This window comes from Rhizobium acaciae (assembly GCF_025941625.1).
GTDB lineage: Bacteria > Pseudomonadota > Alphaproteobacteria > Rhizobiales > Rhizobiaceae > Rhizobium > Rhizobium acaciae.
In genome coordinates this window covers 275,193-293,110 of sequence record NZ_JAPCZO010000004.1, presented here as the reverse complement: position 1 = coordinate 293,110, position 17,918 = coordinate 275,193, and the positions used below count along the sequence as shown (strand labels likewise).

At 60.0% G+C, this 17,918-nt stretch carries 19 protein-coding genes and 1 pseudogene; 11 read left to right on the top strand and 9 right to left on the bottom strand.

What is annotated here, in order from left to right; genetic code table 11:
• Positions 1 to 96 precede the first annotated feature (96 nt).
• The gene (gene rpoH / locus OLZ32_RS08930) at positions 97 to 1,005 is read right to left on the bottom strand and encodes an RNA polymerase sigma factor RpoH (RefSeq protein ID WP_003542378.1); all 909 of its coding nucleotides are present in this window, start codon (positions 1,003 to 1,005) and stop codon (positions 97 to 99) included.
• Between the two features lie 190 nt (positions 1,006 to 1,195).
• Positions 1,196 to 2,221, bottom strand: coding sequence for an RluA family pseudouridine synthase (locus tag OLZ32_RS08925; RefSeq protein ID WP_003542376.1), 1,026 nt, complete (start codon positions 2,219 to 2,221; stop codon positions 1,196 to 1,198).
• A gap of 42 nt (positions 2,222 to 2,263) precedes the next feature.
• Between OLZ32_RS08925 and OLZ32_RS08920 the strand changes: the two genes are divergently transcribed.
• Both OLZ32_RS08920 and OLZ32_RS08915 read left to right on the top strand, forming a co-directional pair.
• A complete protein-coding gene (locus OLZ32_RS08920) occupies positions 2,264 to 2,650 on the top strand; it encodes a hypothetical protein (RefSeq protein WP_003542374.1) in 387 nt (128 codons plus the stop codon).
• A 7-nt stretch (positions 2,651 to 2,657) separates the two neighbouring features.
• Complete coding sequence (locus OLZ32_RS08915; RefSeq protein WP_017989242.1) at positions 2,658 to 3,482, top strand: TrmH family RNA methyltransferase; 825 nt, start codon at positions 2,658 to 2,660, stop codon at positions 3,480 to 3,482.
• A gap of 82 nt (positions 3,483 to 3,564) precedes the next feature.
• On the opposite strand, the gene OLZ32_RS08910 is transcribed toward OLZ32_RS08915, so the two are convergent.
• On the bottom strand, positions 3,565 to 4,731 hold the full coding sequence (locus tag OLZ32_RS08910; RefSeq protein ID WP_003542370.1) for a coiled-coil domain-containing protein: 1,167 nt from the start codon (positions 4,729 to 4,731) through the stop codon (positions 3,565 to 3,567).
• Between the two features lie 116 nt (positions 4,732 to 4,847).
• On the bottom strand, positions 4,848 to 5,435 hold the full coding sequence (locus OLZ32_RS08905; protein ID WP_003542368.1) for a DUF1134 domain-containing protein: 588 nt from the start codon (positions 5,433 to 5,435) through the stop codon (positions 4,848 to 4,850).
• Between the two features lie 194 nt (positions 5,436 to 5,629).
• Here OLZ32_RS08905 and chpT point away from each other — a divergent pair, with 194 nt between their 5' ends.
• Both chpT and OLZ32_RS08895 read left to right on the top strand, forming a co-directional pair.
• The gene (gene chpT, locus OLZ32_RS08900; protein ID WP_131665238.1) at positions 5,630 to 6,277 is read left to right on the top strand and encodes a histidine phosphotransferase ChpT; all 648 of its coding nucleotides are present in this window, start codon (positions 5,630 to 5,632) and stop codon (positions 6,275 to 6,277) included.
• A gap of 121 nt (positions 6,278 to 6,398) precedes the next feature.
• The gene (locus OLZ32_RS08895; RefSeq protein WP_003542364.1) at positions 6,399 to 6,761 is read left to right on the top strand and encodes a response regulator; all 363 of its coding nucleotides are present in this window, start codon (positions 6,399 to 6,401) and stop codon (positions 6,759 to 6,761) included.
• Between the two features lie 238 nt (positions 6,762 to 6,999).
• Here OLZ32_RS08895 and ctrA read toward each other — a convergent pair whose 3' ends face one another.
• Positions 7,000 to 7,701 (bottom strand): response regulator transcription factor CtrA, encoded by a 702-nt coding sequence (gene ctrA, locus OLZ32_RS08890; RefSeq protein WP_003542362.1) that lies wholly within the window; start codon positions 7,699 to 7,701, stop codon positions 7,000 to 7,002.
• A 436-nt stretch (positions 7,702 to 8,137) separates the two neighbouring features.
• Here ctrA and OLZ32_RS08885 point away from each other — a divergent pair, with 436 nt between their 5' ends.
• Complete coding sequence (locus OLZ32_RS08885) at positions 8,138 to 8,488, top strand: hypothetical protein (protein WP_003542353.1); 351 nt, start codon at positions 8,138 to 8,140, stop codon at positions 8,486 to 8,488.
• A gap of 206 nt (positions 8,489 to 8,694) precedes the next feature.
• Here OLZ32_RS08885 and OLZ32_RS08880 read toward each other — a convergent pair whose 3' ends face one another.
• A complete protein-coding gene (locus OLZ32_RS08880; RefSeq protein WP_264397475.1) occupies positions 8,695 to 8,973 on the bottom strand; it encodes a GNAT family N-acetyltransferase in 279 nt (92 codons plus the stop codon).
• A gap of 55 nt (positions 8,974 to 9,028) precedes the next feature.
• Between OLZ32_RS08880 and OLZ32_RS08875 the strand changes: the two genes are divergently transcribed.
• Positions 9,029 to 9,595, top strand: a complete 567-nt coding sequence (locus OLZ32_RS08875; protein WP_017961758.1) for a paraquat-inducible protein A — start codon at positions 9,029 to 9,031, stop codon at positions 9,593 to 9,595.
• 23 nt (positions 9,596 to 9,618) lie between these two features.
• Here the strand turns inward: OLZ32_RS08875 and sciP are convergent, their stop codons facing one another.
• Entirely contained in the window at positions 9,619 to 9,894 is a 276-nt protein-coding gene (sciP, locus tag OLZ32_RS08870; RefSeq protein WP_007533628.1) for a CtrA inhibitor SciP, read from the bottom strand.
• Between the two features lie 398 nt (positions 9,895 to 10,292).
• On the opposite strand from sciP, the pseudogene OLZ32_RS08865 reads away from it, so the two are divergent.
• A pseudogene (locus OLZ32_RS08865) lies at positions 10,293 to 11,138 on the top strand (LuxR C-terminal-related transcriptional regulator).
• A gap of 130 nt (positions 11,139 to 11,268) precedes the next feature.
• Here OLZ32_RS08865 and OLZ32_RS08860 read toward each other — a convergent pair.
• Together OLZ32_RS08860 and cysQ are read right to left on the bottom strand one after the other, a co-directional pair.
• Entirely contained in the window at positions 11,269 to 11,994 is a 726-nt protein-coding gene (locus OLZ32_RS08860; protein WP_026158830.1) for a sugar transferase, read from the bottom strand.
• Between the two features lie 649 nt (positions 11,995 to 12,643).
• Positions 12,644 to 13,441: a 3'(2'),5'-bisphosphate nucleotidase CysQ gene (gene cysQ, locus OLZ32_RS08855; RefSeq protein ID WP_003542343.1), complete on the bottom strand. Its 798-nt coding sequence runs from the start codon at positions 13,439 to 13,441 to the stop codon at positions 12,644 to 12,646.
• A gap of 543 nt (positions 13,442 to 13,984) precedes the next feature.
• On the opposite strand from cysQ, the gene OLZ32_RS08850 reads away from it, so the two are divergent.
• The 4 genes from OLZ32_RS08850 to OLZ32_RS08835 are packed head-to-tail and all read left to right on the top strand — an operon-like array spanning position 13,985 to position 17,901.
• Complete coding sequence (locus tag OLZ32_RS08850; RefSeq protein ID WP_003542342.1) at positions 13,985 to 14,887, top strand: branched-chain amino acid ABC transporter permease; 903 nt, start codon at positions 13,985 to 13,987, stop codon at positions 14,885 to 14,887.
• A 4-nt stretch (positions 14,888 to 14,891) separates the two neighbouring features.
• Positions 14,892 to 16,283, top strand: a complete 1,392-nt coding sequence (gene livM, locus OLZ32_RS08845) for a high-affinity branched-chain amino acid ABC transporter permease LivM (RefSeq protein ID WP_264420552.1) — start codon at positions 14,892 to 14,894, stop codon at positions 16,281 to 16,283.
• Positions 16,283 to 17,158: an ABC transporter ATP-binding protein gene (locus OLZ32_RS08840; RefSeq protein ID WP_020486809.1), complete on the top strand. Its 876-nt coding sequence runs from the start codon at positions 16,283 to 16,285 to the stop codon at positions 17,156 to 17,158. The genes livM and OLZ32_RS08840 overlap by 1 nt, the downstream gene beginning before the upstream one ends.
• The gene (locus OLZ32_RS08835; protein WP_018073714.1) at positions 17,158 to 17,901 is read left to right on the top strand and encodes an ABC transporter ATP-binding protein; all 744 of its coding nucleotides are present in this window, start codon (positions 17,158 to 17,160) and stop codon (positions 17,899 to 17,901) included. Before OLZ32_RS08840 ends, OLZ32_RS08835 begins: the two co-directional genes overlap by 1 nt.
• Positions 17,902 to 17,918 lie beyond the last annotated feature (17 nt).

Here is a 17,918-nt window from a genome sequence, read left to right as displayed (position 1 = left end):
ATCTTGGTGTGGTGCCGAGGCTGCGGAGAAAGATGAATGAAAAAGAGAAGGCGGGCCGCAAGGACCCGCCTTCTTCAATTGTATCACGCGACAGGTTTATGCCGTGGCTTCGACGACCCGGACGGCCTTGGCGCGTTCCAGGGCTTCCTTGCGGACGGCGTCCTGCACCTTTTCGAAGGCGCGGACCTCGATCTGGCGAACGCGTTCGCGACTGATGTCGAATTCGGTCGAAAGGTCTTCCAGGGTCACTGGATCCTCGGCGAGACGGCGAGCCTCGAAGATGCGACGTTCGCGCTCGTTCAGCACGCTCATCGCTTTCGCCAGCATGCGCCGGCGGGTGTCGAGCTCATCCTGTTCGATCAGCACGTCTTCCTGGCTGTCGTGGTCATCCACCAGCCAATCCTGCCATTGGCCGCCGTCACCTTCGGCTGCCTTGATCGGCGCGTTCAGCGAGGCGTCGCCGGAGAGGCGGCGGTTCATCGAAATGACCTCCTCCTCCGAGACGTTCAGCTTGGTGGCGATCTCCGAGACGTGCTCCGGCTTCAGGTCGCCGTCATCGATTGCCTGGATGCGGCCCTTCAGCCGGCGCAGGTTGAAGAACAGGCGCTTCTGGTTGGCGGTCGTGCCCATCTTCACCAGCGACCACGAACGCAGGATATATTCCTGGATCGAGGCCTTGATCCACCACATGGCGTAGGTGGCGAGGCGGAAGCCGCGCTCGGCATCGAACTTCTTGACGGCCTGCATCAGGCCGACATTGCCTTCGGAGACGACTTCGCCGATCGGCAGGCCGTAGCCGCGATAGCCCATCGCGATCTTCGCAACGAGGCGAAGATGGCTGGTGACGAGCTTGTGGGCGGCATCGCGGTCGCCATGCTCGGCATAACGCTTGGCGAGCATGTATTCCTGCTGCGGCTCCAGCATCGGGAACTTGCGGATTTCGTCGAGGTAACGATTGAGACCGGCTTCACCGGCGGTAATGGACGGCAAGGTATTTCGGGCCATAGTGCACCCTCCTAAAGTGAATTCCGGTTCCCGATGGAAACGCATCCTCGCGTTAAAAAAGGCAAACCGGGACGTGCGGCTCTACTGCGAGCCCGCACTAAGTCAATATACAGATAAGTGTGGCGAAACGGCGGTTCAAGGTGCCGCTCACGCAGGTGTGAGTTGGGCAGGCGGCATTCGGGAGCCCGCTTTATCGCCGCAGCGCTTCGACCAGTTCGACCATATCATCCGGTAGCGGCACCTCGAAATGCATGATTTCGCCGGTGCGGGGATGCTCGAACTGCAGCATGAAGGCATGCAGCGCCTGGCGGCCGAAACCGTTGACGACCTTGCGGATCTCTTCGGGCAGGAGATTGGCCTTGGTCTTGAAGCCGGCGCCGTAAACCGTGTCGCCGAGCAGCGGATGGCCGATATGGGCCATGTGGACACGGATCTGGTGGGTGCGGCCGGTTTCCAGGCGGCACTCGACCAGTGAGGCGAACGCGGTTGCGTCCGGCTTCTCATGGAAGCGCTCGATCACCTGGTAGTGCGTGATCGCCTCGTCGGCGTCCTGACTGTCGGGGCGTTTGACGGCGCGGCGCGTGCGGTCGCCGGTGGCGCGGCCAAGCGGCGCGTCGACCGTGCCCGACAGCGTGCGGGGCCGGCCCCAGACGATTGCCTGATAGGCCCGCTCGAGCGGCATGGTGCGGCCATGGTCGGCAAATTGCAGCGACAGGTGGCGATGGGCAATGTCGTTCTTGGCGACGACCATGACGCCTGTCGTGTCCTTGTCGAGACGATGGACGATGCCAGGGCGGCGCACGCCGCCGATGCCGGAAAGTGTATCGCTGCAATGGTGGATCAGCGCGTTGACCAGCGTCCCCGTCCAGTTGCCGGCGCCGGGATGGACGACGAGACCAGAAGGTTTGGAGATGACGATGACGTCGTCGTCCTCATGGAGGATATCGAGCGGGATGTCCTCGCCCTGCGGCGTCGGGTCTTCCGGCTCGGGCAGCGTGAGTTCGAAACTGTCGCCGGTGCGCACCTTGCGCTGCGGGTCGGTGACGGGTTCGCCGCGCAGAAAAACCTGGCCGTCCTTGATCAGCGCCTTGATGCGGCTGCGCGAAAATTCCTCGCCGACCTGCGCCGTCAGCCAGGCGTCCAACCGGCCTTCGGCAGTTTCATCGGCGGTCAGGACTTTTCTATTGCCGGCTGCTTGTTTAAAGGGGTCGCTCAAGACGCTTCTTCTCCGACGTATTTTTTAGAACGGGACGCACAGATGACAGCAATCGAGCCAGACGACCAGGAAGAGAAGCCCCTTGATCCGGCGATGGAAAGTGTCCGGCGCAAGATGGTCCGCCTGCAGATCGTCTCCGGCGCCATCATGTTCGTGAGCCTTATGGCGGTCTTCGGCGCGGTTGTCTACAAGGTGATGCACAGCGAGCCGAAGGAGACGGCGTCGGCTGTTACTGCCTCCGGCGTGCCCTCGGATGCGCCGCTTGCGGCAACCGTTTCCCTGCCACTCGGCTTCAAGGTGCAGTCCACCTCGTTTTCGGCAGGGCAGCTTCTGTTCTACGGCGAAACGGTCGAGGGCAAGAACAAGGCGCTGGTCTACGATCTCAGGACCGGCCGCACCGTCGCTGACGTCACTGTTACGGGCAATTGAGGCCGGCATGGCCGCCGTCCCGATCGACATCGACAGCGCCGACGATCCGCGCGTCGCTGAATTCCGCGAGATCCGCGAGCGTGACCTGACGGGCCGAGAGAACCGCTTCATCGCCGAAGGCACGGTCGTGCTGCGCATGCTCGCCGAGGCGCATGCGGCAGGCCACGGCTTTTTCGCCGAGAAGATCCTGCTGCTGCGCAACCGCGTCGAGGGCGTGCTGCCCATCCTGGAGCGGTTTCCGGTCGATGTGCCGGTCTATGTCGCCGGGGCGGATGTGCTCGACGGCGTCGTCGGTTTCCATCTGCATCGCGGCGTTCTCGCGCTCGGCCGGCGACAGGACCGCGGGGAGGCGGCAATTCTCGACGCGCTGCCGGAACGGGCGCTGGTGCTCGTCGGCTGCGGTATTTCCAATCACGACAATGCCGGCTCGATGTTCCGCAATGCGGCGGCCTTCCGGGCGGATGCGGTGCTGCTCGACGAAACCTCCTGTGATCCACTCTACCGGAAGGCGCTGCGTGTTTCGGTCGGTTCGGTGCTGAGCGTTCCACACCGCCGCGGCGGCAAGGCGCTGGATGTACTCGTGGCGCTTGCCGAACGGGGCTTTGCCATCTGGACGCTTTCACCGCACGGCAAGACCGATATCCGCGCCATTCCGGCCTCGACGCGCATGGCGCTCGTCGTCGGCACCGAGGGCGAGGGGTTGCCGGAGGCGCTGCTTGCGCGCTTCCAGAGCGCGCGCATTCCACAGTCGGAGGAACTCGACAGCCTCAATGCCGCGACGGCGACGGGGATTGCGTTGTTTTCGATGGCCTCGGCGATGGGCCGGGTCTAACGCATACCCTCTCAAATCGGAATCGATTTTCAGGGTTCTGCGTCAATTCAAACATGATGGTCAAACATGCGCGCCGCGCGTCCTATCGGACGCTCGGGGGATCGGCGAGGATCGCGGCTGCCCTGTCGGCAAGATTGACACGATCGTTGGGACTCTTTTCCGCACCTTCGACGAGCAGCGCGCGGATCGGCGAGGAGGGACCCTCGTTCAGTGCGGTCAACGCCACCATATTGGCGGCGATCGAGGCGATCTCCTCGCGGATCGCACCATCGCGTCCGCCTACGGCCTTTGCCTTTTGCAGGCGCTCGGCCAGGGCGGCGCTGCGTTTACGGACATCCTCGCCCATCTCAGCCGTGACGACAGCGGTGTCGAGCGTCGATGTGGTCGTGTCTTCGGCCGTCATTTCCGCCGGCAGCTCCGCGACCATCCCGGCAAGGCCGGCGTCGCGCAGCACCCGGTTGACCTTGCGGATCTCGGCGTTGGCGGTCTTCAACTGCTCCTTCAACCTGGCGATCTCCTGCTGGCGGCGAGCGACCAGGGTTTCCTTTTCGATGGCGGAAGCGCTCTCTCGCGCGGCCTTATCCTCCAGGCGGATCACCATATGCTGCTGCTGCGTCAGTTTCTGTTCGGCATCCTTGGCGCGCTTCTGCAGCAGACTGACGTCCTGGCGCAGTGTGTCGCGTTCGTCGCGCAGCGCGTTGACGCGGAATTTCAGGCTCTCCGCCTCGGTCTCGCGCGCGGCCAGGTCTATTCGCAGCCCATCGGCCTGTTCACCGAGTTTGCTCAGCCGCGTCCTCATCGTCGCCAGTTCGCTCTCCTTGTTGGCAGCGGACTGCTCGGCAATATGCAGATTGGTCTTCAACTGGCTGATATAGTTCTCGTCCTTGCGCAGATGCGAGCGCTGGTCGGCCGCCTCGACATGCATCTCGCCGATCTGGGCCTGCAATTCGCCGATCTCGGCGGCAAGCCTGCCGGCATCGACGGCGAGGGCGTCGTGGCGAAGCTGGAACGACAGGGATTTCTCGCGCTCACGCAGAAGATCCTGGGTGGTGCGGGCGTTTTCGGCGGCATAGAGCGCGCGCACCATGTCTTTCTGGGCGCGGACCTCCTGCGGGCTCAGCGGCATCGTCGCTTTCAGCCTGTTCTCCGTATACCAGACGATGCGGCGGTGAACGGCGGGCGAGACCAGAAAGACGAGGAAGGCCGCGGTCAGGAAGCCCAATCCGAACAAGAGAGCATATTCGATCACGGCGCGGCCATCGGTAAGAAGGTTGATACGAGGTCAGCCGCGATGATTAAGCACGCGTGACGCGCATGGCAAGGCCGCCGGTGGGGACGGCGGCAGATTCCAGCGGCTTTGAGGCCTCAGAAGGGGTTCCAGGTCGGCGCCTGGGTGATCTTGAGATAGCCGACATTGACGCCGAGGCGAGCACCGACGCCGGTGCGGATCGGCACGACCAGCACGTCGTTGTTCTTGAGCAGCGTCATGCCGAAGCCGGCGATCACATAGGCCGAGCCGCTGACGCCGCCGAACCGGGCATAGATGCCGTTGACGGAGGGCAGGTCGTAGACCAGCATCATTACGCGTGAGCCCTGGCCGCCGTAATCGAGGCCGAGCGAGGGGCCCTGCCAGTAGAGATTATGTTCGCCGGCGTTCTTGGTGTTCAGCTGGCCTTCGCCATAGGTCAGGCCGGCGATGAAGGCGCCGCCGCCTTCCTGTCCGAGGATATAGCCGTTCGGCAGGCCGTATTTCTGGAAGGCACTCTCGACCACTTTGGCAAGTCCGCCGCTGGCGGAGCCGAAGAAGGAGTGGCCGGCGTCGACGATTTCCTGCATCGTGTACTGGCCGTTGTCCTGGGCGGCAGCCGGCCCGGCAACCATCAGCGAGGAGAAGATGAGGGCCGAAAGTAACCTGCAGAAGCCGATGAATCGGTGCGGAAATTGAGGGCGCATGGTGTCATCCGTTCGTCGTTTGGCTAAGAGCGGGCAACCGCTCGCGGCGATTGGTGCATTTTGCGCCGATGATCTTAACAATCGGTTTACCAAATATGGTGTCATTATGGCATCGAGTACGATCGCAAACTTCGCGCAATTTTGATGAAGCATATTCCGGGCGCAATGAAATTGCCGCCCATCAGGAGACAATGATGTCCAAGAACCCCAATCTCACCCTGTCCGGCCCGGATCTGGCCGCGCTTCTTTGCAGCCGCGTTTGCCACGATGTCATCTCGCCGGTCGGCGCGATCAATAACGGGCTGGAGCTCCTGGATGAAGGCGGCGCCGATGCCGATGCGATGGACCTGATCCGCACCAGCGCGCTCAATGCTTCCGTCCGCCTGAAATTCGCACGTCTCGCCTTCGGCGCGTCGGGCTCCGTCGGCGCCTCGATCGACACCGGCGAGGCCGAGCGCGCAGCCAAGGATTTCGCCGTCGCCGAAAAGAAGACCGAGGTGATCTGGAACGGACCGCGCGCAATCGTCGCCAAGAACCGTGTCAAGCTGCTGCTCAACCTCTTCCTCGTTGCCTATTCCGCCATTCCGCGCGGCGGCGTGCTCGAGGTAACGCTCGAAAATCCCGAGTTCGATGCGAAGTTCAAGCTGACGTCCAAAGGCAAACTGATGCGCCTGCCGCCGAAGTTCGTCGAGATATCGACCGGCACTATCGAGGAAGCGATCGATGCCCATTCGATCCAGCCCTATTACACCGTGCTTCTGGCGCAGGAGTGCGGAATGGCGCTTGATCACAGCGCCAGCGCCGACGAATTGGTGTTCACGGCAGTGGCTGCGGCAGCCTGATTTCGGGGCGCGCACCTGTGACGGCGCCCCGTCCGGTAACAATTCGTTAGCCTGATGGACCTATTCTCCAGGGTTGTAAGAGGCCTCTTGCTGCGACGAATGCGGGGGCAAAGGAGCGGCCATGCAAAGGTTCATGATCACCGATAATTCGGACATCGTCCGCAAGGTCGGCAAGCGCATTCTCTCCGAACTCGACTTTCTCGTCAGCGAGGCCTCCAACGCCGGCGAGGCGCTGCAGCGCTGCCAGGCGGAGCTGCCGGAATATCTGATCGTCGATTCCGGCATGGAAGGCGCCCTCGACCTCATCGCTGCCATCCGTGCCATGGAGGGCGGCAAAGAGGTCAAGATCTACTACTGCGTCGTCGAGGCGGATCTGAAGAAACTGATGGCAGGCAAACGGGCCGGGGCCACCGACTTCCTGCTGAAGCCGTTCGATCGCAAGATCCTGACCGCCGTTTTCGGAAACCGCGCGATCGCCGCCTGACAGGCAGATCTCTTTCCGCCGATATCGGCATCGCTGGAGCATGATGTCGCGTGCAAGCCGTTTCGGCGCCCCGCACTATTTCCTAGATCGAAATAACGGAGGATCTCAGGCCGATCCAGCCTGAGATCATGTGCTGCGAGGGCGGATTCTTATTACTATTACCGTAGGCAGAAACGAAAAATCCCGCCGAAAGGGCGGGATCTTCGTTTATCCGATAAGGGGGATCGGAAAGAAATAATCAGGCGGTTTCGGCGTATTCGGCACCATCCGGCTCGCGAAGAACGTAACCACGGCCCCAGACGGTCTCGATGTAGTTGGCGCCGCCGGCAGCATTGGCGAGCTTCTTGCGAAGCTTGCAGATGAAGACGTCGATGATCTTCAGTTCCGGCTCGTCCATGCCGCCGTAGAGGTGGTTCAGGAACATTTCCTTGGTGAGGGTGGTGCCCTTGCGGAGCGAAAGCAGCTCCAGCATCTGATATTCCTTGCCCGTCAGGTGGACGCGCTGGCCGCCGACTTCGACAGTCTTGGCATCGAGGTTGACGATCAGCTCGCCGGTCATGATGACCGACTGGGCGTGGCCCTTGGAGCGGCGGACGATGGCGTGGATGCGGGCGACGAGCTCGTCCTTGTGGAACGGCTTGGTCATGTAGTCGTCAGCGCCGAAACCGAGGCCGCGAACCTTGTCTTCGATGCCGGCCATGCCCGACAGAATAAGGATGGGCGTCTTGACCTTGGACAGCCGGAGAGTGCGAAGCACTTCATATCCGGACATGTCGGGCAGGTTCAGATCGAGAAGGATGATATCATAATCATACAGCTTGCCCAGATCGACGCCTTCTTCACCGAGATCGGTGGTATAAACATTAAAACTCTCTGATTTAAGCATCAACTCGATGCTCTGCGCTGTCGCGCTGTCATCCTCGATTAGAAGTACCCGCATAATTATCCCCTTTACCGCCGCCGAAAGGTGGTCTGGCCCCCTACACGATACCGAACACGCTACGTGATTTGAAAGCTGCCACGAAATGGTTAACAAATTCTAATTCACTCTGGCAAGGAGTATCGAATTTATTAAACAATTTTTCCATTTCTCTGTTTTCCAATAGGAATCTCAAAAAGGTGCTCCTCAACTTTAACATTAGGAAACAGCGCTAAGTGATTCATCCGACTCGCCAATGAAAAGGTTCGAACTTCATGCCTCGGCATTTACCGACCCTTAAATCATCGGGGCTATCATTAACGATGCCCGTAAACGAAAGGTTACCAGCGGTAGGTATTTGTTAATATCGCAGGAAATTTTTTAGCAAACCGTGTCAAAGCGGCGCGCAGGGCGGTTTCAAGTTGAGCCGGGGTCTCGCATCACGGGAGTAATGCGTATGAAGTCGCGAGAAAGTCTCGTTCGCCTGAAGGAATTTCAGGTGAACGAAAAACGACGTCAGTTGCAGCAGTTGCAGATGATGATGTCCGAATTCGAACGGATGACGAAGGATCTGGAGAGCCAGATCGTCGTCGAGGAAAAGAAGTCCGGTATTTCCGACCCGAATCACTTTGCTTATCCGACCTTCGCCAAGGCCGCGCGTCAGCGGGCCGACAACCTGCAGGTTTCGATCAAGGAACTGAAGATGCAGGAAGAGACGCTGGAAATGGCGCTCGAGGAGATGCAGGCGGAATATGCAAGGGCCACAGCGCTGGAAGAGCGTGACGGCGGCGCCAGAGCAAGGGCGTAACAGAAACGGCTGGGTGCCGGCTTCGGCGCCCTGGGATCGCCACTGAGAAGCCATGTATGATGGGCGCGCTGTCCGTTATACATGGCTTTTGGTGTTTGCCTTATGGCGTCGCTCCCATGCGAAACGAGATTCGTCTCCCGCGGGGATGATTTGTCTTATGCATGTCCTTGTCCCAAAACCCGCTGTGCGTTTTTGGGCGACATGGATTAATTCACGACATCCTTCCATTCCGGATGGTGTTGCGCCTGCGCCTTGAAAAATGGGCAGAGCGGGAAGATCTTCCAGCCGCCGGTGCGGGCTGCCTCTACGGCGTGGAGCGCCAGTGCCTGGCCGACACCTTTGCCGCGCAGCGCATCGGGGACGGCGGTGTGATCGATGATGACCAGCTTCGGCGATGTGCGCGAATAGGTCATCTCCGCCTCGTGCCCTTCGACCTCGGCCACATAGCGGCCGCCGGAGACGCCTTCCTCACTTCGAATGTCCATTGTCTTTCCTCATAACCGATATTGTCGTAGCGGACCGTGACATGGCGGCGCGGTCGTGCCAAGCCGTGGAGGCAATACAGGCAGGAGACAGAGTGTTCATGCAAAATGTCGGATCGATGAGAGGTTCAGGGCAATGAGTGCGCTTTCGATGGCTCGCCCCGTGCTTCTCGTGGCTGCGCCGTTCTTCCTGGCGCTCGGCCTCGTCTTGCCTCTGGTCCGTTTCGAGACGCTGTATTTCTTCGACGAAACGCCGTCGCTCATCGAAATCATCGTCTCGCTTTGGCAAGGCGGGGACGGGCTGCTGGCGGCAATCGTCGCCCTGGTTTCGATTCTGCTCCCGTTTCTGAAGATGATCGGCATCACCGTGGAGGCGATGGGGATCACCGCAGAAGCGACGGCCGCCGGAGGTGGGGCCGGCAGCCTGTTCTATCGTCGCGTCGTACCGCATCTGTCCAAGTGGTCGATGATGGATGTGCTACTCGTCGCGATCGTCATTGCGGCGGCGAAGACGACGGGGCTGGCGGATGCCTTCACGCAGCCCGGCCTCTGGTGCTACGCGGCCTCGTCAATGATTTCGGGCCTTCTTCATTCCCTCATGGGAGATGCGTCCGGCCCGAAATAAATGTCGTCAATGCTGGGGTGTGATCAGTGACGATATTGCTGAATGCGCGTGGTGCGCAGGCCGGCAAGACCGTGGCTGTTGATCGACGACTGCCAGGACAGGAATTCTTCGACCGTGAGCGTGTAACGCTCGCAGGCCTCTTCCAAGCTCAACAAGCCACCGCGGACAGCCGCGACAACCTCTGCCTTCCGGCGAATCACCCAGCGCCGCGTATTGGGCGGCGGAAGATCCGCGATCGTCAGGGGGCTGCCATCGGGGCCGATGACATATTTTACTCGGGGACGTATCATTTCGGTCATTGGACTCTCTACACAACGCAAGACCACGAGCCCCACTCTAGCCTGCCACATTTAAAAATTGCCTAAACCCATCGTAAGACTTTGATAACAAATTTAGACGCCCGCTCTGGCAGACGATCGGGGCGGCTGCCTGCCGCTACGTCAATTTGTAGCGCCTGCGTGAGAGCCATGCGGAATAAATATCAGCTGATTTTCCGGGACGATCTTGTAAGGGCGGCACATAAGAATGAGCGCAAGACTTCGTCTCCGTTCTTCCCGCTGTATCAGTCCAGTTCGCGTTTTTGATGCTTCGTATCCTTGGGATGCGGGCAGAAGCCGCCTTTTGCTGATGCCCCGGCGCGAAGTTTTCGCCGCCGGCAGCGAGGCCGAACCGAAGCTGGCCATACGAGGATACGAAGATGAAAAGACGTGAACGCGCAGTCGGCGACTGCGCTGAGGATGCTGCATTTTCGCCTTCGCAGGCCGATGGCGCCGGGGTTTCGGCCGACGACGGCAAGGAACGGCTCGACGCGATGGCGAAGCTTGCGGGCTTCGATTTCTATCTGCTCTCGGCTTTCCCGCGGGGCGACCGCACAGCTTTCACCGAAAACCGGTTGATCAGCAATTGGCCGCAAAGCCTTGTCGGCTCTTACGAGGCTGCCGATCTCTTCTATTGCAGCAGATTGGTGACCGCGATGAAGCGGACGATCGTGCCGATCTTCTGCGAGGAGGGGTCGTTTGCGGGCAGCGCCGCCAATCAGGAAAACCGCAAACTCAACGTGCTCCTTCAGATGCATGGGCTGAAGAATACCTTCGCCTTCACGCTGCACGACGCTGACCTGAAACAATACATCTTCGCCTTCTGAGGCGGCTGTCCCATACCCAAGCGAGAGCAGGCGATGGCGCTGCTCTATGGCTGCATGGAGCTTCTGGACAAAGTTTCGCGTAGCAGCAGCGTGGAGGATGGCCCGTTGGAGACGCTCACCCGGCGCGAAATCGAATGCCTGCGACGCTGGCTGATTCCCTAAATCGGAATCGATTTAAGGAATCAGCCAGCAATTCAAAGTGCTACAGCGTCCTTTGCGCGTCTAAAAAGACGCGCGGCGCTGTAGTCGGCGGCCGGCAAGAGCAGCGACGAGATCGCGATCATTCTCGATCTCTCGTCGCATACGGTGGTGGGTTATCTGAAGAGCGCGATGCGCAAGCTCGATTCGGTCAGCCGCATGCAGGCGGTCGCCGGAGCATTCCGGTACCGGCTGCTCTGAGGCAGCCGGCCCTTTCTCACAAAGCTAAAGCTGGGTAGCATGTCGCGCAAAGTGTGCATCACTTTTTGTGCGACATGCGCAAAACAAAGCCTAAAGCGCGAGGAGCGAATCTGAAAGATCGCGACGTGCTTTAGAAGCCCTTTCCGCGGGTCAGCTCCGACACGACGGTTCCGAAAATGATGCGCATGTCCATCAAGATCGAAAAATTCCCGACGTAGTAGAGATCGCTGGCGATGCGGGCGCGCGCCTTGGCCGGACGATCGGTCGGACCGCGCAGGCCGCGCATCTGGGCAAGACCCGTCATGCCGGGGCGCATCGCATGGCGCTGATGGTATTCCGGTACGAGCTCTTCGTAGAGCACGCCGCCGGCGCGCATGCCGATCGCATGGCAGCGCGGGCCGACGACCGACATGTGGCCCAGCAGTACGTTCAGCAGCTGCGGCAACTCATCGACATTCGTGCGGCGCAGAATGGCACCGACGCGAGTGACGCGCGGATCGTTCATCACCGTCTGGGCAACGCCGGAGACGTCGCAGAGGTCGGTGCGCATGGAACGGAACTTGTAGACCTTGATGGCCTTGCAGTTCTTGCCCCAGCGGGTCTGCTTGAAGAGCACCGGCCCTGGGCTGTCGATCTTGATCAGCAGGGCGACGAACAGAAGGAAAGGGGCAAGGACGAGGAGGGCGCTCAACGACGAAACAATGTCGAACGCCCGCTTCAGGACCAGATCCACCAACGGCGCCTGCGGCGCATCGCTGTGGATAACAGGGGTCTGGATCTTCAGGCTCGGCTGCTGGCGGCGGCTCGGCCGGAAGGACTCTGTCGAAATGCTGTTGTTTAATTCCGTGATGCTCAAGGATCGTACTCTGTTGTCTTCGAGGGGGCGCGGCGGCAATAGGCGATCAATGGTTAACCCTGTCACCAGGGCTGCACTTAGGTCTTGGTAACCCTACTAAAACGGAAAAATGCGACAATTGTGTAATGGTGTCCAGAGAAATATCGCATCGCAGCAAATCTTTCGCATCTGCGTTAAGTTGAGGCAAGCTCATGATATTTCGTTAATAATTGAAATTTTGTCAAAGTTTCTAGGCCTTTGGAGGGGTTCGCCGGGGGCTGGCGACGTGCCGTTTCGACACCTGGCCCGTGGCTCTTAACCGTATTTCTTAACGGCAGACGAGGCGAAATTTTTCTGATGAAGATATCGATCGGTGTCGAAGCCGTGTCAGAATGTGACAAAATCAAGGCGGGTTGGGTGGCGGTATAGCGTCCGGAAACGATACAGAGCGCCGAGTTTCTGGCCAGAATCACTTGGTGAGGCCCGATCGGGCGAATCACTCACGGCTGGAAATTGGGATCGTGGACACCCTTCCGGACCCGCAGGGGAGGATATCGGTGGGTAAGGGGCTGCTGCAGGTCAATCGCGGATCGTTGCGTCAGACCTGGACGCGTGGCGGCGATGCAAAGGATTGCGCCGCCTGCCGGTATTCAGCGATACCCGCGGGTGGTTACGCCGGTTCAAGGACGCGTTTCCTGCCGCCCCAGGAGATGAAGTTCGGGTTGGCGAAGTCGAAATCGGCCGCCGGTCCCGTCTTGCCGTAGGTCAGCGGCGTTCCGTCCAGCGTCACCGTCGAACCGCCAGCGGCGCGTAGCACCGCATCACCGGCCGCGGTGTCCCATTCCATCGTGCGGGTGAAACGCGGATAAACGTCGGCCTTGCCTTCGGCGAGCAGGCAGAACTTCAGAGAGGAACCGATATTGGTGCATTTGAAGATCGCATGGTCGGCGAGGAAGCTTCCGGTCTCCGGGCTGTTGTGGCGAAGGCTTGCAAGCGCCAGCCTGTCGTCCGGCTGTTCGCGCACCGTGATTGCGTTGCGTGCGCCAACCGTGAAATCGTCCATGACGACGAGCCTTTCGGCGTGGCCGCGTTCTCCAGAGAAGGCAAGCCCCAGCGCCGGCGCATAGACGATGCCGGCCACCGGGGCGCCGTTCTCGATATAGGCGATGTTGACGGTGAATTCCTGTCGTCCGTCGACGAATTCACGCGTGCCGTCGAGAGGGTCGACGAGGAAGAAGCCTCGGCCAGCGATGTCGGGCACCTTGCCGGCGGCGACCGATTCTTCCGCCACCACGGGTATTTCGGGATAATCTCTGGCGAGATGAGCGAGGATGATACGTTCGGCCTCCTCGTCGGCGACCGTGACCGGACTTGCATCCGCCTTCATGGCGACGGGGAAGCCTTCGCGCAAGACCGTGATGATGGCCTTGCCGGCTTCGAGCGCCGCCTTTTCAAATGTCCTCAGCATTGTCCTTTTGCCGTTCGCCACGCGGCGAGCACCCCTGTGTCGCTCGTCCGCAAACCATCCCTGTCACAACCAGATACTCAAGTTAATATGGTGTTCCCCGTCGTGCTCCGCATCCCTCAATACGCAGCCTGATGATGCTACCATAAGTTTTCAGCCTTGTCAGACGAAGATGCGGCATCGTTGTTGAAATGGCATTCGTCAAAGCGGCTGCCTTGGGGTCGGAATTTGCTCCATCTTCCAATTCTGTGGAATAGCTTACGCAGCAAGCGGCGCAGGAATTCGACGGCGATATCTCCGGATGGTTAACCCAGTGGCCGTTTCTGGCTAAAAATAGGCCCTGCTCTGCCGTTTTTCTGTGGATTTTGGTTCAAAATGCGCCAGTTAACCCTGTTTCCGCAAGAATCTGTCGGAGTAACCCCTTTTTGTCTTCACATTTTCGACGAAACCGCTATGCATTCGGCCTATGAGGTTCCCTGAAACGGGGAACCGAAGAACCAAAAAGAGATGCAGCGTGTTTCGCTCGCATCCAGGGGAAAACGACATATGGAGTATTTCGTCCAGCAGCTCTTAAACGGGCTGACGCTCGGATCCATCTATGGCCTTGTGGCGATTGGCTATACGATGGTTTACGGCATTATCGGCATGATCAATTTCGCCCATGGCGACATCTTCATGCTCGGTGGTTTCGCCGCTCTTATCGTCTTCCTCGTCCTCACATCCATCTTCGCAGGTCTCCCGGTGGCCGTTCTGCTGCTGGTGATGCTTGTCGTTGCGATGCTGATGACGAGTTTATGGAATTGGACGATCGAGCGCGTCGCATACCGGCCCCTGCGCGGGTCCTTCCGCCTGGCGCCGCTGATTACCGCGATCGGCATGTCGATCACGCTGTCCAACTTCATCCAGGTGACGCAGGGTCCACGCAACAAGCCGATCCCGCCGATGGTGAGTTCGGTCTACCAGTTCGGCAACATCTCGGTGTCGCTGAAGCAGATTATCATCATCGTGATCACCGCAGTGCTGCTGACGATCTTCTGGTACATCGTCAACCGTACGGCACTCGGCCGTGCCCAGCGCGCCACTGAGCAGGATCGCAAGATGGCGGCGCTGCTCGGCGTCAACGTCGACCAGACAATCTCCATCACTTTCGTTATGGGTGCGGCACTCGCGGCCGTGGCCGGCACGATGTACCTGATGTATTATGGCGTCGCCTCGTTTAACGACGGCTTCACGCCTGGTGTGAAGGCCTTCACGGCAGCCGTTCTCGGCGGTATCGGTTCGTTGCCCGGCGCCGTCTTCGGCGGCCTCCTTATCGGCCTTATCGAGTCGCTGTGGTCGGCATACTTCACCATCGCCTACAAGGACGTCGCGACCTTTGCGATCCTGGCTTTCGTGTTGATCTTCAAGCCGACCGGCATCCTCGGGCGGCCGGAAGTCGAGAAGGTATAACGTCATGGCAAACATCGAAAATTCTGCAGGCAAGCCCGATGCCGGACTTGTCCGCAAAGGCCTTACCGAAGCTCTTTTCGCCGCCGTCCTGTCGTTCGGCATGTTCGTTCTCTATGTCGGCCTCAAGACCGACCAGAACATCAGCAACGAGTTGATCATTGTCCAGCGCTGGGGCCTGCTTGCGATCTTCGTCGCGGTCGCCGCCATCGGCCGCTTCGCCATGGTCGTTTTCATCAGGCCGAATATCGACCGCCGCAAGCTCAGCAAGGCGCGCGAGGGCGAGCTTGCCATCTCGACCGAGAAGAGCTTCTTCCACCGGCATTTCCTGAAAATCGCGCTGATCGCGCTGCTGCTTTATCCCATGGTGGTGGTGGCGATCAGAGGCCCTCAGGGCTCGCTGACATATGTCGACAATTTCGGCATCCAGATCCTAATCTATGTGATGCTCGCCTGGGGGTTGAACATCGTCGTCGGCCTCGCCGGCCTGCTCGACCTCGGCTATGTCGCCTTCTATGCCGTCGGCGCTTATTCCTACGCGCTGCTTTCGAGCTATTTCGGCCTGTCCTTCTGGGTGCTGCTGCCGCTTTCGGGCATCTTCGCGGCACTCTGGGGCGTCATTCTCGGCTTCCCGGTGCTGCGCCTGCGCGGCGATTACCTTGCCATCGTGACGCTTGCCTTCGGTGAAATCATTCGTCTCGTCCTCATCAACTGGACTGACGTGACGAAGGGCACCTTCGGTATCTCGAGCATCCCGAAGGCAACACTCTTCGGCATTCCCTTCGATGCGACAGCCGGCGGCTTTGCCAAGCTCTTTCACCTGCCGATCTCCTCGGCCTATTACAAGATCTTCCTTTTCTATTTGATCCTGGCGCTCTGCATGCTGACGGCCTATGTCACCATCCGACTGCGCCGCATGCCGATCGGACGCGCCTGGGAAGCTTTGCGCGAAGACGAGATCGCCTGCCGTTCGCTCGGCATCAACACGGTGACGACCAAGCTCACCGCCTTTGCGACAGGCGCGATGTTTGCCGGTTTCGCCGGCTCGTTCTTTGCCGCCCGCCAGGGCTTCGTCTCGCCGGAATCCTTCGTCTTCCTGGAATCGGCCGTCATTCTCGCCATTGTTGTCCTTGGCGGCATGGGGTCGTTGACCGGCATCGCGATCGCCGCCATCGTCATGGTCGGCGGCACCGAGTTGCTGCGCGAGATGAGCTTCCTAAAACTCATCTTCGGACCAGATTTTACGCCGGAACTCTACCGCATGTTGATCTTCGGCCTCGCCATGGTCGTCGTCATGCTGTTCAAGCCGCGCGGCTTCGTCGGCTCGCGTGAGCCGACAGCCTTCCTCAAAGAACGCAAGGCGATATCCGGAAGCTTCATCAAGGAGGGCCATGGTTGATGAGCCCCGTAACGAATACGATGTCTGACGACACTCTTCTCAAGGTCGAACACCTGTCGATGAAGTTCGGCGGCCTGATGGCCATCAACGACTTCTCCTTCGAAGCCAAGCGTGGCGATATCACCGCGCTGATCGGGCCGAACGGCGCCGGCAAGACCACCGTCTTCAACTGCATCACCGGCTTCTACAAGCCGACGATGGGCATGATCACGTTCAACCAGAAGAGCGGCAAGCAATACCTGCTGGAGCGCCTGCCGGACTTTCGCATCACCAAGGAAGCCAAGGTCGCGCGTACCTTCCAGAACATCCGGCTGTTCTCCGGCCTGACCGTTCTCGAAAACCTGCTGGTTGCCCAGCACAACAAGCTGATGAAGGCATCGGGTTATACGATCCTCGGCCTTATCGGTGTCGGCCCCTATAGGCGGGAAGCGGCCGAGGCGATCGAGCTTGCCCGTTTCTGGCTTGAGAAGGCCGACCTGATCGACCGCGCCGACGACCCCGCCGGCGATTTGCCTTACGGCGCCCAGCGGCGTCTCGAAATCGCCCGCGCCATGTGCACCGGCCCGGAGCTGCTTTGCCTGGATGAACCGGCTGCCGGCCTCAACCCACGGGAATCGGCAACGCTCAACGCGCTGCTGAAGAGCATTCGCGCCGAAACCGGAACGTCGATCCTGCTGATCGAGCACGACATGTCTGTGGTCATGGAAATCTCCGACCACGTCGTCGTCCTCGAATATGGTCAGAAGATTTCCGATGGCACGCCGGATCACGTGAAGAACGATCCGCGGGTCATCGCGGCCTATCTTGGCGTCGAGGATGAAGAAGTGGAAGAGGTGATCGCAGCCGTCGAGCAGCTCGAAGGAGGCGCAAACTGATGGGCGATGAAGTAATGACGGGTCAACCGCTCCTTCAGGTGAATGGCGTCGAAACCTATTACGGCAATATCCGGGCGCTGGCCGGCGTCGATGTCCACGTCAACAAGGGCGAGATCGTCAGCCTGATCGGCGCCAATGGCGCCGGCAAGTCGACACTGATGATGACGATCTGCGGCAGCCCGCAGGCCCGCACCGGTTCGGTGGTCTTCGAGGGCCGCGACATCACCCGCATGCCGACGCATGAAATCGCCCGTCTGCGCATTGCACAGTCGCCGGAAGGCCGCCGCATCTTCCCGCGCATGACGGTTCTGGAAAATCTTCAGATGGGTGCCGGCCTCGACAATCTGAAACACTTCGCCGAAGACGTCGAGAAGATCTTCACGCTCTTCCCGCGTCTCAAGGAACGTCACGCCCAGCGGGGTGGAACACTTTCGGGCGGCGAGCAGCAGATGCTGTCGATCGGCCGCGCGCTGATGGCGCGCCCGAAGCTGCTGCTTCTCGACGAACCCTCGCTCGGTCTTGCGCCGCTGATCGTCAAGGGCATCTTCGAGGCGATCAAGAAGCTCAACGAGGCGGAGGGGCTGACCGTTTTCCTCGTCGAGCAGAACGCGTTCGCCGCCCTCAGGCTTTCTCACCGCGCTTATGTGATGGTGAACGGCAAGGTGACGATGAGCGGCTCCGGCAAGGAGCTTCTTGCCAATCCCGAGGTCCGCGCCGCCTATCTCGAAGGCGGAAGACACTAGGTCGAAAGGAGAGTTTG

What these genes read in the sequence shown, in the direction of transcription:
- OLZ32_RS08850 (WP_003542342.1), top strand. Translation starts at nt 13,985, where the DNA reads ATGGAGTATTTCGTCCAGCAGCTCTTAAACGGGCTGACGCTCGGATCC.
- OLZ32_RS08880 (WP_264397475.1), bottom strand. Translation starts at nt 8,973, where the DNA reads ATGGACATTCGAAGTGAGGAAGGCGTCTCCGGCGGCCGCTATGTGGCC.
- chpT (WP_131665238.1), top strand. Translation starts at nt 5,630, where the DNA reads ATGTCCAAGAACCCCAATCTCACCCTGTCCGGCCCGGATCTGGCCGCG.
- OLZ32_RS08905 (WP_003542368.1), bottom strand. Translation starts at nt 5,435, where the DNA reads ATGCGCCCTCAATTTCCGCACCGATTCATCGGCTTCTGCAGGTTACTT.
- OLZ32_RS08920 (WP_003542374.1), top strand. Translation starts at nt 2,264, where the DNA reads ATGACAGCAATCGAGCCAGACGACCAGGAAGAGAAGCCCCTTGATCCG.
- ctrA (WP_003542362.1), bottom strand. Translation starts at nt 7,701, where the DNA reads ATGCGGGTACTTCTAATCGAGGATGACAGCGCGACAGCGCAGAGCATC.
- cysQ (WP_003542343.1), bottom strand. Translation starts at nt 13,441, where the DNA reads ATGCTGAGGACATTTGAAAAGGCGGCGCTCGAAGCCGGCAAGGCCATC.
- OLZ32_RS08895 (WP_003542364.1), top strand. Translation starts at nt 6,399, where the DNA reads ATGCAAAGGTTCATGATCACCGATAATTCGGACATCGTCCGCAAGGTC.
- sciP (WP_007533628.1), bottom strand. Translation starts at nt 9,894, where the DNA reads ATGACCGAAATGATACGTCCCCGAGTAAAATATGTCATCGGCCCCGAT.
- OLZ32_RS08885 (WP_003542353.1), top strand. Translation starts at nt 8,138, where the DNA reads ATGAAGTCGCGAGAAAGTCTCGTTCGCCTGAAGGAATTTCAGGTGAAC.
- OLZ32_RS08835 (WP_018073714.1), top strand. Translation starts at nt 17,158, where the DNA reads ATGGGCGATGAAGTAATGACGGGTCAACCGCTCCTTCAGGTGAATGGC.
- livM (WP_264420552.1), top strand. Translation starts at nt 14,892, where the DNA reads ATGGCAAACATCGAAAATTCTGCAGGCAAGCCCGATGCCGGACTTGTC.
- rpoH (WP_003542378.1), bottom strand. Translation starts at nt 1,005, where the DNA reads ATGGCCCGAAATACCTTGCCGTCCATTACCGCCGGTGAAGCCGGTCTC.
- OLZ32_RS08840 (WP_020486809.1), top strand. Translation starts at nt 16,283, where the DNA reads ATGAGCCCCGTAACGAATACGATGTCTGACGACACTCTTCTCAAGGTC.
- OLZ32_RS08915 (WP_017989242.1), top strand. Translation starts at nt 2,658, where the DNA reads ATGGCCGCCGTCCCGATCGACATCGACAGCGCCGACGATCCGCGCGTC.